Here is a 17057-nt window from a genome sequence, read left to right as displayed (position 1 = left end):
GATACAGTTAAACGCGGCAGACAGCCTGTATCCAACGAGCTTTATAAGCTGCAAAGGTAATAAAAAAGGCCGGCAAATTTGCCGGCCTCCATATTGGTGTGTATCTGATTTATCCTCGTCCTCCGCGCGATGGCCTGCCGCCTCCGCTGTTTTCTCCGCCTCTTGAACGGCTCTCGCCGCCGCCCATTGACCTGCCCTCACTGCGCTGAGGTGCCTGTTGTACACGCTCCGGGCGCTCCATGCGTTGGGGAGCTTCCATGCGTTGGGGGGCCTCACGCCGTTGTGGTGCCTCCATACGCTGCGGCGCTTCCATTCGTTGTGGCGCTTCACGTCTTTGCGGTGCTTCCATGCGTTGAGGTGCTTCCCTTCTTTCAGGTGCTTCCATCCGCTGCGGTGCCTGACGATCTTGTGGAGCCTGCATGCGCTGAGGCCGGTCTGCACGGTCCATGCTTCCCCGATTTTCTGAGACTGACCGGTCTGACTGGCCGTTGCCAGCTTCGCCGCGCGCCATCCGTTCAGGGCGCCCGCTGCTGCCGTTTTCAGTACCGCGGTTGCGGTTCAGTGTCCAGGGGCGGGTGCCCTCGCTCCGGTTCATCTCAGTTGATCCGTCTGTTCTTGAGGGCCTGCCGTTTGTTGTATTCCCATCGCGGTTCATGGCATTTACCCGACGGTCTCCCTGAGAAAAGTCGCGGCCTGCGCCACTGTTTCCGCGAACCGGCCTGGCGTCGCTGATGCTTCCGGCAACGACATTTCTCGGAGCTGCACTGCGGTTATCAACGCCCCTTGTTGGCCTCGGGTTGTAAATATTTACTGTGTTGTTGCTGATCCGGGTAGAGCCTGGCCTGTTGCTGCGATTTACGCTGTAAACCCGTACATCCTGGTTTGTGGCCCGTCTGATTTCATCAGCACGCGGACCTGTGTAGTAAGTTCTCCTGTTGTTCACGTACGTATTGTTGATGATCGTCGTGTTGCGGATAATGGTAACGTTGCGACCAGCATAATACCTCGGGTATGAATTGTAGTAGATTTGGCGTTGCGGTATAAAGTTCCAGCAGTAGTCTGGCATCCGGTACCGACGGCCGAAATTGATATTAATGTTGATACTTGGTCCCATCGGCGCCCAGCCGTAGTAACCACCACCGCTTCTCCAGTCAACCCAGGCCGGCCCCCAGACCGTGTCGGGAATCCAAAGCCAAGTGTTGTAACGGTTGTAAACCCAGCGGCCGTAATGAAATGGCGCCCAACCCCAGTCATAGTTGGAAACCCAGGTATTGCCGTAATCGGTCATTACCCAGCGGCCATTGGAATAATAAGGTCTGAATTCGCCCTGATCTACATCAGGCCGCCAAACGTACCCATATTCGGGGTCCTGGATCCAGGTACCGTAAGGTGATAACTCATCATAAAAGGTTTGCATCGAAACCTCTTCGTCTTGTGCCATAACTTTTTGGGTCGTGGTAACGGCAAGGAGCAACATGAGCCCCGGCACAATAGCCGCCAGTTTGAATCTTTTCATTTTGTGTGTGTGTTAAACCTAACTCTTTGTGTGTATCAATTAGAGAACCAAAACAGAAGAATGGTTTAAGCCTGGCACACAAAGACTTGACTATCGAACATAAAACGGTTTAGAATGCATAAAATTGCGTCATCTTTGGTGCTTTAAAGTTTTTATTGTGTGCTAAACAAGTCATAAGACAGTAATATTTGCTACACTTCTGTTTTTATAAAATTTTATATGGGCATTATGGCCGCTCGTAGCTTTAACCTTGGTTTGTTGCCATCATTCCGTTTCTTTCATTTTTTGCCTATCATTACACCATGCAAAAAGGCACACTATACCTGATCCCGGTTCCGCTGGCGGATAACGCGGCAGCAAAGACGTTTACTCCTTTCCTGGTCGATACAATAAATGCATTACGCTGTTATATCGTTGAGAATGAAAAAACGGCCCGCCGCTTTTTGAAAGAAGCAGGGCTTAGTCGTCCTCAAAGCGAATTGTTGATCCATGACTACGGGAAACACCAGCGTAACGGCAGCCTGAAACCTTACTTTACTGAGCTGAACGCCGGTGAAGATGTGGGGCTCATGAGCGAGGCCGGCTGCCCGGGCATAGCTGACCCGGGTGCAGAGATTGTAGCCGAAGCACATAAACTGGGTATCCGCGTGGTGCCTTTGCCCGGGCCAAGCTCCATCTTCCTGGCGTTAATGGCTTCTGGTTTTAACGGCCAGAGCTTTTGTTTTCATGGCTACCTGCCGATTGATAAAGAACAACGCAGTAAACGCCTGCGTGACCTCGAGGTTTCAGCAAGGAAATACCGCCAGACCCAGATGTTTATCGAGACACCATTTCGCAATAACCAGCTGCTTGAAGAGGTCTGCAAAAGCTGCAGGCCGGACACGCAGGTTTCTATTGCCTGCAACCTCACCGCCGATGATGAATTTGTGAAAACACAGCCTGTAGCTGCGTGGAAAAAAGAAACGATTGACCTGCACAAAAAGCCGGCAATCTTTTCGCTTTTTTAGCCGTGAACGGATTGTGTCTTGCCGTAGCGGGTAATGACCGTTCCCTCGAACTCAAGCCACTCTTTCCAGCGGCTGTCAATGTCAAGACCATCTGCGTATTTCTTAGCCAGTTTAATAAAAAGCATGTAGTGGTTAGCTTCGCTGGCCATCAGCTCGCGGTAAAACCCGGCCAGTTCTTCATCTTCAATATGCGCAGCGAGCACCTTGAAACGCTCGCAGCTTCTGGCTTCAATCATGGCTGCGAATAAGAGCCGCTCGGTAAGCTGCTCAACAGCGCTGCCGCCTTTCCTCATAAATCTGGCCAGTTCATTTACGTAGGCATCTTTTTTGTCCCAGCCCAGTTTGAATCCTCTTTTCAGCAAGTGCTCATGAACCCGCTGAAAATGGTCCATTTCTTCCTGTGCCAATGCTGCCATAGCCGTAACCAGTTCAGAACGGTCAGGGTTCAGTGTGATCAGCGTAATCGCATTGCTCGCGGCTTTCTGTTCACAGTAGGCATGGTCGCTCAGCAAGGCCTCAAGATTGCCTTCCACAACGTTTTTTACCCAGAAAGGATCAGTCGCAAGCTGAAGATTCAGAATGGTTGCCGTTTTCATCTGTACATATTTTTACTGTCCATAAATTCTATGACCCGGTCGGGAACAAAAAAACGAATGCTCTTGTTTTCAGCTATAGATTTGCGAATAAAGGAAGAAGAAATTTCCATGAGCGGGGTGTCCGTGAGCGTTACTGAAGGGTGGGCTTTCCACTCAGCGGCGTCAAAACCGGGGCGCGGATAGACAAACACCCGATAGTCGCGAAGCAGCACGTCGTAATTTTTCCACTTGTGGAGTGAAACAAGGTTGTCTGAGCCCATAATGAGCGCAAACGACTTATTCGGATACTTTTCACTCAGGTGTATAAGCGTGTCAACCGTATAGGATGGTTGGGGCAGCTTAAATTCGATATCGCTTACGCGAATGCCCGCCGCACCTTCCGTAGCCAGGTTAACCATTTCCAGGCGGTCGTACATGCCGGCCAGTCCCCTGCGCTCTTTCAAAGGATTTTGCGGCGATACAACAAACCAGACTTCTTCGAGCTCTGTATGGTTAGCCATATAACTGGCAATGATCAGGTGCCCCTGGTGAACTGGATTAAACGAGCCGAAAAATAATCCGATCATATTGCAAAGATAAAGCTGTTAGCCGTGCAGAAAATTCCGGACAAGCAATTCGGCTTCGGCGCAGGCCGTATCCAGGTCAGCGTTTTTTAAAATAACATCGAACTTGTCGGCATACTGCAGTTCTTTTTCGGCTTTGGCAAAACGTTCCTGCAATTTTTCGGGGCTGTCGGTACCGCGGCCGCTGAGCCGTTCTTTCAGCACTTCGAGCGAAGGGGGCTGAACAAAGATGGCGAGCGCATCATCATCGTACTTGCGTTTCAAGCGGAGCCCGCCCTCCACATCGATATCAAAAATAACATGGCGTCCATCTGCCCAGATCCGCTCAATTTCTGAACGGAGTGTGCCGTAAAAGGTGCCATTGTAGACTTCTTCAAATTCCACAAATTCCTGATGGGCTACCCGATGCAGAAATTCTTCTTTCGAAATGAAATAGTAATCTTTCTGATGCTCTTCCGTACCACGGCGTTCGCGGGTGGTGGCAGAGATCGAAAAACTGATTTCGGGGAATTTGCGCAGCAAGTGATGAACGATTGTTGTTTTACCGGCGCCTGAAGGGGCCGAGAATATGATGAGTTTACCTTGTATCATGTGGTTTGAGCGCGCGGGTTATAGTACGTTTAACAGCTGTTCTTTGATCTTTTCGAGCTCTTCTTTCATGCCTACGACCAGTTTTTGCATGGCCGCATCATTCGCCTTTGCGCCCATGGTATTGATTTCCCGTCCAATCTCCTGCGAAATGAAACCGAGTTTCTTTCCATTCGCGTCCGCGCTGCCCAGTGTCTGAACGAAATAATCGCAATGGCTTTTAAGCCTGATCTTTTCTTCCGTAATGTCTATTTTATCGATATAATAGATCAGTTCCTGTTCAAAGCGGTTCTGGTCTACGTTTACCTTACCCACAGCGTCTTCCAGGAATTTGCTGAACTTGTCGCGAATGTGTGTAATGCGCTGCGGTTCGAGGTCTTCCAGGGCCCGGAGATGACTTAGTATATTTCCAATGCGCATGCTCAGGTCTTTACTGAGAACGGCACCTTCGGCTTGTCTGAACGAATTGAAGTTTCTCAGGGCCTCCTGAAATGTGTGCTGCACCTGTTCCCACTCCTCTTCGCTAACCGTTTCTTCTGCATAACTGATTACTTCAGGGAAAGTAAGGATGGTAGACAACAGGTCCTGACTGCCTGCGCCCAATTCAAGATCCAAAGCTTTTAACTGGTTAAAATATTGTTGTACCAGTACCGTGTTGATGGTGGCGCCTTTAACCTCACCGGTGTTGCGTTCGGCCGAGATACTTACACTGACCTTTCCACGCTCAATTTCTTTACTGCAAAGGTTGCGAACGGCCAGTTCCTTCTCAGAATAAGCTTTTGGCAGCTTCAGGTTCAGTTCGAAGAACTTGCTGTTCAGCGATTTTATTTCTACACTGTACCTGCTTTCGGGGGCATCAGCCGTAGCCAGCCCGTATCCGGTCATGGATTTAATCATGTGCAAAGATAGGAAAAAGGCAGCTGCAATCCCACAGCCCGTCCCCAGTTGTTTGATTCATGTTCTGCAGTTTCGGCGCAGGCGGGCGGCGGTTACCGGATAGCGCTATGGAACCCAGGAACCTGGATTTAATAAGCTCGCCGGTAAATCCTTAACCTTTTTTAACAATGCTTTTAGCGAAACTATTGCTAATTTTACAGGATATCGAACCCCCATGCACAGGTCTTTCTTATTCGTCTGTTTCTTTTTTTCCATGTTCGGCGGCCGGCTGCTTGCCCAGGACATTGAGGCTACAGGTGCGGTACTCGAATGGGGCACCAAAAACCGCATTGGCGGTGTCGAGGTAACAAACAAGCGCAGCCGCATTGTGGTAAGTACCAGCACGCTTGGTCTTTTCAGCATTCGGGCGGTGATCGGCGATACGCTGATCTTTAGCGGGCGCAACTACAATGAACAACGGCTGGCAGTAACATCGGCGGCGCCTTTAGTCGTTAAAATGCTGCCCATGGTCAATGTGCTTGAAGACGTAACGATCACAGGTTTTAACAGAAAAACAGGATTGGATGAGGCCAGGCGTGATTTTAAACGAAACGGGTCTTTCTACGAGGGCAAGCCGCCCTTCCTGTCGTTTCTTTTTACACCCTTAACGGCCATCTATGAAATATTCGGGCGGACGCCAAGAAATGCCCGAAGATTCGGAAAGTACTACGCGTCAGAAAGTCAGAATATCCTGGTCGATCAGCTTTTCAACAGCCGGCTAGTTGCTCAGCATACGCCGCTTCGCGGCAAGGAATTGCAATCGTTCGTGTTCAATTTTCGTCCCGATTACGAGACTGTGAAAAAATGGAACAGCTATGATGCGATCAAATACGTCAAGGAAAGTTATAAACGGTACCAGGAAAATCCAGACGAAGTGCTTTCGATTGACAGCATCAATGCCATTTTACGCAGCGGTGGAAAGCAGGAATAACGGCCGGATCACGGGCCGGTGTTTCAGATAGCGAGCATTTCGCAGGCCTTCTCTGCAGCCATCTTTTCTGCATTCTTTTTATTGTAATCGCGGCCCACACCCTTGCTTTCGCCTTCAACCAGCACCTGAACGGTAAACAGTTTGGTGCTTTCGCCATCGCCGTTATTGGTCAGTTCGAACGAAACGTCTTTGCCGTGCCGCTGGCACCACTCAATCAGTTTGCTTTTAAAGTTCGTTTCGGTCAACTCGAGCGTATGGATGTCGATATGGGGCTTGACGATCCGGTTCAGGAGAAATTCCCGGGTAAAGTTATATCCCCGGTCCAGGTAAATGGCGCCAATCAATGCTTCAAAGGCATCGCCAAGCATGGAGTTGTGTTTAGTCTGGATACTGACCGATTTCTGGTCAAACTGGATGAATTTATCAAAGCCCATTTTGCGCGCCAGCTGGTTCAGGTTAGCGCGGTTCACGATCTTGGATCGCATTTCGGTTAGAAAACCTTCTTCGCGGTAAGGGTAGTGTTTGAAAAGAAGCTCAGCGATCACAGAACCGAGCACAGCATCGCCCAAAAATTCGAGCCGTTCATTGCTGCTGCGGCTGCCGTTCTTCAGTACCCGTGCCATAGAACGGTGCCTGAAAGCCATTTGGTACAAAGAGACGTTGCCGGGAACATACCCGATTACGTTACGGAGGTTCCTGACGAATTCTTTTTGCGGCGAAAAGTAGAGTTTGTAGAATTTTAAAATAGGCATTCAGCGAATAAACAACGGCAGCTTAACTAATTAAGCTAATTTATGGTATTTCGCGCCAAGATGCAAATTATCGAAGCGCGGAAGAGGTCGGCGTAATTTATTCTTCAAACTTTTTGAAAACCACAGAAGCGTTGTGACCGCCAAACCCGAAGGTATTGCTCAGCGCAGCACGTATTTCGCGTTTCTGTGCTTGATTGAATGTAAAGTTCAATGCGGGATCGATCTGCGGATCGTCTGTGAAGTGGTTAATGGTTGGCGGAACGATGCCTTCTTTAATTGCCAGAATCGAGGCGATCGACTCTACCGCCCCGGCAGCGCCCAACAGGTGGCCTGTCATGGACTTAGTAGAGCTGATGTTGAGTTTATAGGCATACTCACCGAAGAGATCAACTATGGCTTTGGTTTCGCTGATATCGCCAAGCGGGGTGGATGTTCCGTGAACGTTGATGTAGTCAATGTCCTCGACGGTCAGCCCGGCATCACGCAGTGCGTTGGTCATAACCAGGCGCGCGCCCAGGCCTTCGGGATGTGGTGCGGTGATATGGTTTGCATCGGCACTCATGCCTCCGCCAACAATTTCTGCGTAAATCTTTGCACCGCGCGCCTTTGCATGCTCGAGTTCTTCAAGGATAATGGTACCTGAACCCTCGCCGGCAACAAAGCCGTCGCGGTCTTTATCAAACGGGCGGGATGCTGTGGCCGGATCATCATTCCTGGTTGAGAGGGCATGCATGGCGTTAAAACCGCCAATACCCGCTTCATTGATGATGGCTTCAGAGCCTCCGCTTATAATTACATCTGCATAACCGGTGCGGATGTAATTCATCGAATCGATCAGTGCATTTGTAGAAGATGCACATGCCGAAACGGTAGAAAAATTCGGTCCGCGAAGACCGTACTTGATAGAAATATGACCAGGAGCAATGTCCAGAATCATTTTAGGAATAAAAAACGGGTTATAACGAGGGGTACCATCGCCTTTAGCGAAGTTAACCACCTCGTCAAGAAAAGTTTTCAGGCCACCGATTCCGGATCCCCAGATCACACCGATGCGGTTGGTGTCCAGGTTCTCAAAATCCAGGCCGGCATCCTTGATCGCCTCATCGGTCGATACAAGGGCATATTGCACAAAGGGATCGAGTTTACGGGCTTCCTTCCGGTCAAGAAAAACTTCAGGATTGAAGTTTTTAACCTCGCAAGCGAACTTGGTTTTGAACTTCTCCGTATTAAAGCCCTGGATGGGAGCAGCTCCGCTCACACCGGCAGTTAAAGCGTTCCAGAATTCCGGAACGTTGTTACCTATCGGAGTGAGCGCACCAAGCCCTGTTACTACAACTCTTCTTAGTCCCATTTATGACAGAAAGGGTTATTACTTAACGTTTTTTTCTAAATAAGCGATCGCCTGACCAACTGTGCCGATTGTTTCAGCCTGATCATCAGGAATGGCTACGTTGAATTCCTTTTCGAATTCCATGATGAGCTCCACCGTATCTAAAGAATCGGCGCCCAGGTCATTAGTGAATGAAGCTTCAGGCGTAACTTCGCTCTCATCAACACCTAATTTTTCTACGATAATAGCCTTAACTCTTGAAGCAATATCAGACATAGTTTTAAATTTTTTATGGTTAAATAATTCAGTGCAAAGAAAAATAAATTCTGACAATTTTCAAATGTTTTTATTTCTCCCTCCTGAGCCCAGTATTAACAGAGCTAATATAGAATTAGTTTTTTAATTTCGCCCTGACAAATCTGCCGTGGTTTTGAACAGAACATACCTCAAGCTTACACTCGACCTTGATTTTACGCTGATCGCCATCACCGCGCCGCTTCGCGATTATGTGCTCTGCCATAAGATCAACAATCAACTCGGAATTGAGCTAGAACGGGTCGAAGAGCATGAAGTTTACCTGAATGCCGACGATGCCCCGCTGTCCTTTGCCAAGTATTCTTATTACGTAGAAGACCGTGAACTGGAATTTCATATTCTCGGCAACCGGAACCCCGAGGGCTTCCTGGTGCCTGAAATGGCCCGGGTCGACTTCTTTATGATCATCCGCGACTTCATTGATGAAGAAGACCTGGATTTTGTACTTGCCGGTCTTAATAAATTGCCTGATATTCAGGTGGCTGCCCGCATTGACCCGCGTAAACTGAAGTCGAGAGAGAATCTGGTAATATAAATTTTATCTTGATCGTGTATTAAATACACTATATTTGGAGGGCTCAAAAGCCCCAATAACAAGACATTGAATTAATTTTGCAGTTTCCCGGTTCATGCGGAATACTGCCTTGTACATAAAAGATAATAAATGAAACCTTTCCATTCCAGAACCAAAATTGTCGCAACATTAGGCCCGGCTTCACAAAAGCCCGATGTTTTATACAGTATGTTTAACGCAGGGCTGGATGTCTGCCGTCTTAATTTCTCACACGGTTCACAGGCAGATCACCAGGTTGTTCTGGATACCATCAGGGACCTCAACCAGAAACACGGTTATAATGTAGGCATCCTGGCAGACCTTCAAGGCCCCAAGATCAGGATCGGACAGGTAAAAGACGGCGGGATCAACCTCATTAACGGAACCCGGACGGTTATTACCACAAAAGAATGTATCGGCGACGATGGCCGGATATATATTACGTACCCAAGCTTTCCCAAAGATGTGAAGGCAAATGAGATCATCTTGCTAGACGATGGTAAACTGCAAATGCGTGTAATTGAAACCAATATGGAAGACGAAGTGCTTTGCGAGGTTGTACACGGCGGTATCCTGACTTCGAGAAAAGGCGTTAACCTTCCCAATACAAAGGTTTCCATTCCTTCCCTTACCAAGGAAGACCGGGACAATCTGGAATTCGTGCTGCAGAATGATGTAGAATGGATCGGTTTGTCTTTCGTTCGCAAGGCTGAAGACATCATTGAACTTAAGCAGATCATCGCCGAGCGCGGAAAAACTGCCCGGGTTATTGCCAAGATCGAAAAACCTGAAGCGATTGCCAATATTGACGAGATTATCGAGGTAACAGACGGCGTTATGGTAGCCCGCGGAGACCTTGGTGTTGAAATGCCGATGGAAGAAGTGCCCTTGTTGCAGAAAATGATCGTCCAGAAATGCCGTGCCGCCTCTAAGCCCGTTATTATTGCTACCCAGATGCTGGAAAGCATGATCACCACGCCAAGGCCAACCCGTGCGGAGGTGAACGACGTAGCGAACTCGGTTCTTGACGGCGCCGATGCGGTGATGCTGAGCGGCGAAACTTCGGTAGGTGAATTCCCGCTGATCGTGATCGAAACCATGCAGAAGATCATTCAGAACATAGAGCAAAACAACTATCCTTTCCATGCCGATAAATTTTTGAAACCAAAATCGCCCAGTTTTCTGAGCGATGCGGTATGCGACTCGGCCTGTTTCCTTTCCAAGCAGACAGGGGCTGTGGGCATCGTTTCCATGACATTGAGCGGTTACACGGCTTTTGAAATTTCAAGTCACCGCCCCGAGGCACTTATCTATATATTTACCGGCAACAAAACCCTGCTGAATACCCTCAGTCTGATCTGGGGCGTGCGCGGGTTCTACTACGATAAATTTGAGAGCACCGATAATACGATTATCGATGTGAATCAACTGCTGAAAGAGCAAAAGCTGATTAAAAAAGGAGACATTGTAATCAATACCGCTGCCATTCCGATGGAACAAAAAGGCAAGACCAATATGGTAAAGATTACGGTGATCGACTAAACAGCCTTTCAAAAATAAGCAGCCACTGCCCGCAACGGCAGTGGCTTTTTTTTGTGGCAGCTGTTGATAAAAGAGCCGCCCGCACCTTGCTTTTTTGCCTAAATTGCCTCATCACATGTACCGATTTCATCGAAATGCCCAAGTCAGTTAAAATACTCCAGGCCTCTGCCGGCTCAGGAAAAACCTACAGCCTGACGCTGCATTACCTTATGCTGCTTTTTTCGGGTGAAAACAAGTACCGGGAAATCCTTGCTGTTACTTTTACCAACAAGGCCACCGAAGAAATGAAGTCCAGGATACTGGAAGTGCTGGAAGGGCTGGCACGAAATCATGAAGGGCTTGATGACATACGGCGGGCGCTGCTTGAAGCCCATCCGAAGCATACACCAGGCTCACTGCAGCTCGAAGCAGATAAGATTTACCGCAAGATATTGCATGATTACAGCCGTTTCTCGGTACGCACCATAGACGGTTTTGTGCAGCGGGTCATCAGGGGCTTTGCCTTTGAACTGGGCCTGGATACCGGGTACATGCTCGAAATGAATTATGACAAGGTAAAGGAACAACTGGCAGAGCAGCTTGACCGGCAACTCGATGAACAGCCGGGGCTGCTGCGCTGGATCATCAGCCTTGCATTAGACCGCATAACCAACAACAAAAGCTGGAATTACCGCACCGAATTGAAAGACCTTGCCGGCGAGATTTTTAAGGAACGGTATCAGCCATTCGATGCGGCCATGCAGGAACTTTCTGTACAGGACGGTATCGACACGCTCTTTGAGAATTACCAGCAACTTACCCGGCAGAGCATTGCCGTTTTCGAGGAAGAAATCGGTGCATTGGCGGCAAGCGCTCACGAGCTTTTTCAGACCGCTAACATCTTTCCTGAGCTGCTGAAGGGAAAGTCCCGCTCGCCCCTGCTGCTGCTGCAGAAGATCGCCGGAGGCGAGTTTGAAAAGATAGAAAAACTGGGAAAACTCATCGATACGCCTGCAGAGTGGTTTAAAACCGGCTACGAGGATCCAGTCTTCATTCCGTTAAACAGTGCCATTACGAAACTGTACCAGCAGTACGCAGCCGGCCTGCCTGACTATCTTGTTGCCCGTGCCGTTGAAGAAAACCTTTACTTTTTACGGCTTATGCAGGAAATGAGCCAGTTGCTCAAAGCCTATCGCGAAGAAAGCGGGAACCTGCTCATTAGCGATGCCCAACGGCTGCTCGAGGGCATAACGGGGGGCGACCAGGGGAACCCATCCTTCATCTGGGAAAAGACCGGAAGCCGGTACAAACACTTTCTGTTCGACGAATTCCAGGACACATCGGTAAGCCAGTGGAGCAGTTTCAGGCCGCTGCTGGCCAATGCCCTGGCAGAATCACAGGGGGAACGAACGGAGCACCTCATCGTTGGCGATGTCAAACAATCTATATACAGGTGGAGAAATGGCGACTGGAACATTCTTCACCGGCAGGCCCGGAACGACATAGGCACCGGCTACATTGACGAAGAGAACCTGGAGGCAAATTACCGCTCGGCAGAAAATATTGTCCTGTTCAACAACCACATTTACAGGCATGGTCCGGAGCTCCTGCAGCGGCGACTGAACGAGCTGATCGCTGACGAGGCTGCAGCAGATGTTCAATCCTGGTGGCGAGAGCAGGATTATGACACGATCATAGAGTCGGTCTATGCACAGGCTGCCCAGCAAACGCATGCGGGAACAGCGGCCGGTGGTACCGTTCGTTTGCAGGTTATCGACGAGGACGAAGAAGGACAGGCGCTGAGGTCTGAGGCGTTCAGAAGGCTGTCTATGGCGAAGGCGAAACTTGAAATCCGCGCCCTGCTGAGCGAACAGGGCTATCAGGCGGGAGACATCTGCCTGCTTGTTCGAAGCAATAGCGAGGCGCTGCATGCGGTGCAGAGCTTGATGGAAGACGATATCCCGGTCATTTCCGGCGAGGCCTTGCTGGTTGCCTCGAACCTGGCCGTGCGCCTGCTGGTCAACACACTTGAAATGCTTGGCGGAGCTGCTAAAAATACGCAGCTGCACCGGGCCAATTGCGTGAGCCTGTATGCCATGCTGAACGGTTCAGTAGCACCGGCCGAGTCGTTTCTGAAACTTGGCGCTAAAGACATCGAAAAATTGAGTGGGATACTGCCTGCGGCACTTTGCAAAAATTACAAGAAATGGCTGAGCCTGCCGCTTCCCGAACTGATCGAAAAGCTGATCATGGCGTATGAACTTCATTTGCCGCGCCATGCCGTACACCTGGCCTACATGCTGGCTTTCCGGGATATGGCAGGAAACTTCGCGCGGCGCGGGGATAAAGGCCTTCATGCTTTTTTAGACTGGTGGGATGAAGAGGGCCGGGATACAGCACTGCCTGCGAGTCAGCAAAGTGATGCCGTGCAGGTCATAACGATCCATAAATCAAAGGGGCTTGCTTTCCGTGCCGTGCTGATCCCCTTTTGTTCCTGGGACCTGAACGGCCTGCCGAACAGTATCTTTTGGGTGCCAAGCAAGAATACGCATTACCAGCATTTGCAAAGCCTGCCACTAAAGTATAAAAAAGCTTTAAGCAGGTCCGGGCTGGCGGCATCTTATTTTGAAGAGCTGCTGTATAACAATATGGATGCGCTGAATATGCTTTATGTTGCCACAACCCGGGCTAAAGACTACCTCTCGCTGACTTTGATGGGCAGAAAAAAGGAGGCCGCCGGCCTGGCCAATACCAGCGATCTGCTCCAGCAAACGCTTGGGCTTTATCCTGTTTTTTCGATCGAGAGAGCGGAGAACGGAAGTTTCCATCTGGAAGCTTACCCACCCGTGCGGCCATCCAAACCAAGCCGAAACCAGGCTTTAAGCCTGGACCGTTATCCCGTCTCTGAGCGGCTTTCTGCCTTGTTTGATAAGGAAAACCTTCGTAGCGATCTTTTTATAGGTCCAGATAGCGGACGCGAGGGGTCAGTTCTGCACGAGGCCCTGTCACGTACCGGCCACGGAGAAACACCTGCCGACGTTTTGGCTGAAATGCTCCTCGAAGGACTCATCAAAGCAGCTGAGCTACCCGGTTTCGTGGCGCGCGTTGAAGAAGTCCTGGCTCATCCCGAACTGTCTGCGCTGCTTGGGCAAGGCCATGAAGTACTTAACGAACAGACGATCATTGCCCCGGGCGGCCGCAGCAAGCGCCCTGATAAGGTACTCATAAAAGGCAGCGAGGTGATCATCATTGATTATAAATTTACACAGGAAGAACAGCATAAACACACCAGGCAGGTGCAGGAGTACCGGCAACTGCTGCTGCAAATGGGTTATGGAAAAGTTGATGCCTATTTGTTTTATGCGGTAAGTGGAACCTTAAAAATGATTTAGCCATGCATGCCTTTCTCGAAGAAGTTGCTCTCCACCTGGTTGCCACTTATGGCGACACCCTGAAAGACACGGCCATCGTCTTTAACAACAAGCGGCCTGTGGCCCATTTGCAGTACTACCTGTCAAAGGCTGTGGGCAAACCGTTCTGGAGCCCGGCTTTTTTTACCGTGCAGGAGTTCTTTGCCCGCTCTTCTGACCTGAAAACTGCCGATCATTTCAGCCAATACTTCACGCTGTATACTGTCTATTCACGGTTGCTCGAAGAAGAGGGAAACACGCCCGTACGCCCTGAAGTCTTTTACAGCGTCGCACAAACTATATTGAGCGATTTTGCGCAGATCGATAATGACCTGGCTGATGCAGACCAGGTTTTCGCTGAACTGGAAGATATCGCTGTGATCCAGAAGCAGTTTCAGCACCTGAACGAGGAACAGCAAGCCTTTTTAGAGCAGTTTTGGCGTTCTTTTTCTGCCGGTAAGCAGCAGGCTCAGCAGGAACATTTCATTCGCATGTGGCGCCGCATGCCCCGGCTGTACCACCAATTTCACAGAGAACTGGCGGCCCAGGGACTTAGTACCAGCGGCAATATGTACCGGCAGCTCGCAGAAGACCGCCCAGGCACCCCTCATTTTGCCCGCGATTTTTCTAAAATCATCCTGGTTGGGTTTAATGCACTCAGCAAGGCCGAAGCTGCGGTCTTTAAGCGCTGGCAGGAAGAAGCGCGCGCGGTGTTCTATTTTGATGCCGATGCTTATTATGTAGATGATCCCGTCCAGGAAGCTGGTCTCTTTCTGCGCCGTAACATGGGGCAGCTTCAGCTCAGGAACGAATTGCCTGCCGGCCGCTCGCCCATGAAAGAAACAGCCAAAAAGGTGTTTGTATACAAGGCCCAGGGCCGGGCAGCGCAGGCAAAAATTCTTCACCAGGCGCTCAGCCGGTCATATCTAGCCCTGCAAGATGCCGGTCCCTCGAAAGTGGCAGTTGTCCTGGCGGATGAGAGCCTGCTCGTGCCGCTGCTGCAAACCGTTCCGCAACAGTTTCCTGAAGATTTCGGCTATCCGATCCAGCTGAACATAACCATGGGCTACCCTTTGGCTGCCTCGTCTGTTTATGGGTTTGCAGATCTCTGGATAACGGTGCAGGAGCACCTATTCAAGAATGGATACAAAAGTGTGTATCACAAGGAAGCCAGTGCTTTTCTCAGTCACCCGCTGGCCCTGGTGCCCCTTGCCTTGCAGCAGGAACTGCAGGCCGGTATCCTGGCCAGCCAATGGATCGAAGTTCCCGTGTCTGCATTGCTGCGCAGCAGCAGTATAGCAGAACTATTTTTTGAGCGGCCCGCCAATCCGCGACAGGTACTCGGCATACTCACGGCACTTTTTGCAAGGGTGCTAGATAGCCAGCTGGCGGCCGGGCTGCTCAAACAACTCGATGCCGACCTTTTGGGGGGGCTGATCAAAGAGCTGAACCGGCTTAATGACACGCTGGGGCAGCATTTGCCCCAGGTAAAGGACTTGTCGTTTCTTTTTGGACTGGTCAGAAAGGCATTGTCAGGCCTTTCTGTTGCGATTCTGGGCGAGCCCCTGCAGGGTATCCAGGTTATGGGTCTGCTGGAAAGCCGTAGCCTTGACTTTGAAGAAATTTACATCATTGGCGCAAATGAGGGTGTCTTGCCAAATGCGGGGATTTCGCACAGCTTTATTCCAGACAGCATCAGGAGGGTATACGGACTGCCGGTGCTCGAAAACCAGGATGCCATTTCAGCCTACATGTTTTACCGGCTGCTGCACCGGTGCAAGTCTTTGCACTTGGTGTACAATGGCTTGTCAGATGAACAGAATACGGGCGAGCCTACCCGTTTTTTAAAGCAGCTGGAATATGAAAGCGGATTTGAGTTCAGCTATTTTGAGCAGCAGCAAACGATTAGCCCTTCCAGGCGTATTCCGTTCCAGGTTCAGAAGACCGGTGCCGTCAGGGAGCGGCTGGAGCGGTATCTGGATGCCTATGGGCCCTTCGCCAAAAAACTCTCTGCAACGGCGCTTACCACGTACCTGAACTGCCAGATGCAGTTTTTTTACCGCTACGTCGCCGATGTCAAGGAGCCAGATGAACTTATTGAAAATATGGAGTCTAACCAGATCGGGTCAATCCTGCACCTTGTTATGGAGAATTTCTACAGCCCGATGAAAGCACAGGAACAGGAAGTTACTGCAGAACGGATCCGCGCCGCGCGGCGTAACCTGGACGACCTTTGCCGCCGTGCGTTCGCTGAAGTGATCTTTAACAAAGCCGATGTTCCAGAAGGCTTTTCAGGCATGCAGCAGGTTATCCTGGCCATCGTAAAGCAATATGCCAGCGTAATAATTGATCACGACGAACAGATCGCGCCTTTTACCCTGGTCGAACTGGAAAACAAGGAGGCCTACGTACTGCCATATACCGTCGAGGTTGAAGGCCGGCCACGGAAGGTTAATTTGTATGGCATTATAGACCGTGTTGACCGGCGAAATGGCATAACACGGATTGTTGATTATAAAACCGGCAAGGATGAACTGCGGTACGCAACGGTTGCCGAACTGTTTGCACAGGATACGAAGAAGCCAAATAAGGCCATGGTGCAAACGCTTTTTTATACCTATATATATGAACAGGTAAAAGGTTTGCGGGCTGTCGAACCCAACCTTTACGTGGTACGGAAAATGAAAGAGGAAGGAACTTTGTTCAGTGAAGGCCCTGCCAGAAGCAGGTTGTTGCTTGAGGCCGATCAACTGCAGCAAATCAAAATGGGGTTCGAAGCTGAGCTGCAGGCTAAACTTGCTGAAATGTTTAGCCCCGACAACCCCTTCAGGCAAACTACAGTAGAAGAGAACTGTACCTTTTGTCCCTATTTAACCACCTGCGGCAAGTAGGGCCGTTTGCGCGATAGTTTGGCATAAAACGCGGAATGCAACAATTTGTCGGGGAGGCGCAACCGGCCTGCCAGGTAATTTTGCCGCGGCACAAGATTATTACGGCAGCGGCCCCACACCGATCAAAACACAGTCTTCTTTTTAAGAT

At 50.0% G+C, this 17057-nt stretch carries 14 protein-coding genes; 6 read left to right on the top strand and 8 right to left on the bottom strand.

Going from position 1 to position 17057, the window contains the following annotated elements; genetic code table 11:
• Positions 1-109: 109 nt before the first annotated feature.
• Positions 110-1516 (bottom strand): DUF6600 domain-containing protein, encoded by a 1407-nt coding sequence (locus C7T94_RS02000; RefSeq protein ID WP_107213141.1) that lies wholly within the window; start codon positions 1514-1516, stop codon positions 110-112.
• Between the two features lie 302 nt (positions 1517-1818).
• On the opposite strand from C7T94_RS02000, the gene C7T94_RS01995 reads away from it, so the two are divergent.
• A complete protein-coding gene (locus C7T94_RS01995; RefSeq protein WP_107213139.1) occupies positions 1819-2523 on the top strand; it encodes an SAM-dependent methyltransferase in 705 nt (234 codons plus the stop codon).
• On the opposite strand, the gene miaE is transcribed toward C7T94_RS01995, so the two are convergent.
• From miaE to C7T94_RS01975, 4 genes are read right to left on the bottom strand one after another with little or no spacing between them, the layout of a single operon-like run.
• Complete coding sequence (gene miaE / locus C7T94_RS01990; RefSeq protein WP_204353189.1) at positions 2520-3119, bottom strand: MiaE family protein; 600 nt, start codon at positions 3117-3119, stop codon at positions 2520-2522. The genes C7T94_RS01995 and miaE overlap by 4 nt on opposite strands.
• Positions 3116-3685, bottom strand: coding sequence for a nicotinate (nicotinamide) nucleotide adenylyltransferase (nadD, locus tag C7T94_RS01985; protein WP_107213137.1), 570 nt, complete (start codon positions 3683-3685; stop codon positions 3116-3118). The genes miaE and nadD overlap by 4 nt, the downstream gene beginning before the upstream one ends.
• Positions 3686-3703: 18 nt before the next feature.
• A complete protein-coding gene (gmk, locus tag C7T94_RS01980; RefSeq protein WP_107213135.1) occupies positions 3704-4273 on the bottom strand; it encodes a guanylate kinase in 570 nt (189 codons plus the stop codon).
• An 18-nt stretch (positions 4274-4291) separates the two neighbouring features.
• On the bottom strand, positions 4292-5167 hold the full coding sequence (locus tag C7T94_RS01975) for a YicC/YloC family endoribonuclease (RefSeq protein WP_239494903.1): 876 nt from the start codon (positions 5165-5167) through the stop codon (positions 4292-4294).
• Positions 5168-5381: 214 nt separating this feature from the next.
• Between C7T94_RS01975 and C7T94_RS01970 the strand changes: the two genes are divergently transcribed.
• Entirely contained in the window at positions 5382-6137 is a 756-nt protein-coding gene (locus C7T94_RS01970) for a hypothetical protein (protein WP_162618514.1), read from the top strand.
• A 23-nt stretch (positions 6138-6160) separates the two neighbouring features.
• Here the strand turns inward: C7T94_RS01970 and rnc are convergent, their stop codons facing one another.
• From rnc to C7T94_RS01955, 3 genes are all read right to left on the bottom strand, one after another.
• Positions 6161-6889 carry a ribonuclease III gene (gene rnc / locus C7T94_RS01965; protein WP_107213132.1) on the bottom strand — a complete coding sequence of 243 codons (729 nt, stop codon included), beginning with the start codon at positions 6887-6889 and terminating at the stop codon, positions 6161-6163.
• Positions 6890-6986: 97 nt separating this feature from the next.
• Positions 6987-8240: a beta-ketoacyl-ACP synthase II gene (gene fabF / locus C7T94_RS01960; RefSeq protein ID WP_107213130.1), complete on the bottom strand. Its 1254-nt coding sequence runs from the start codon at positions 8238-8240 to the stop codon at positions 6987-6989.
• An 18-nt stretch (positions 8241-8258) separates the two neighbouring features.
• Complete coding sequence (locus tag C7T94_RS01955; RefSeq protein ID WP_008508386.1) at positions 8259-8495, bottom strand: acyl carrier protein; 237 nt, start codon at positions 8493-8495, stop codon at positions 8259-8261.
• 154 nt (positions 8496-8649) lie between these two features.
• Between C7T94_RS01955 and C7T94_RS01950 the strand changes: the two genes are divergently transcribed.
• From C7T94_RS01950 to C7T94_RS01935, 4 genes are all read left to right on the top strand, one after another.
• Positions 8650-9069, top strand: coding sequence for an IPExxxVDY family protein (locus C7T94_RS01950; protein ID WP_107213128.1), 420 nt, complete (start codon positions 8650-8652; stop codon positions 9067-9069).
• A 129-nt stretch (positions 9070-9198) separates the two neighbouring features.
• Positions 9199-10629 (top strand): pyruvate kinase, encoded by a 1431-nt coding sequence (pyk, locus tag C7T94_RS01945; RefSeq protein ID WP_107213126.1) that lies wholly within the window; start codon positions 9199-9201, stop codon positions 10627-10629.
• A 134-nt stretch (positions 10630-10763) separates the two neighbouring features.
• Complete coding sequence (locus tag C7T94_RS01940) at positions 10764-14000, top strand: UvrD-helicase domain-containing protein (RefSeq protein WP_107213124.1); 3237 nt, start codon at positions 10764-10766, stop codon at positions 13998-14000.
• Positions 14001-14002: 2 nt separating this feature from the next.
• Positions 14003-16909, top strand: a complete 2907-nt coding sequence (locus C7T94_RS01935) for a PD-(D/E)XK nuclease family protein (RefSeq protein ID WP_107213122.1) — start codon at positions 14003-14005, stop codon at positions 16907-16909.
• Positions 16910-17057 lie beyond the last annotated feature (148 nt).

The sequence above is a fragment of the Pedobacter yulinensis genome (genome assembly GCF_003029735.1).
GTDB lineage: Bacteria > Bacteroidota > Bacteroidia > Sphingobacteriales > Sphingobacteriaceae > Pedobacter > Pedobacter yulinensis.
Note: the sequence above shows the minus strand (reverse complement) of the source record. Positions and strands in the feature narration are given on the sequence as shown.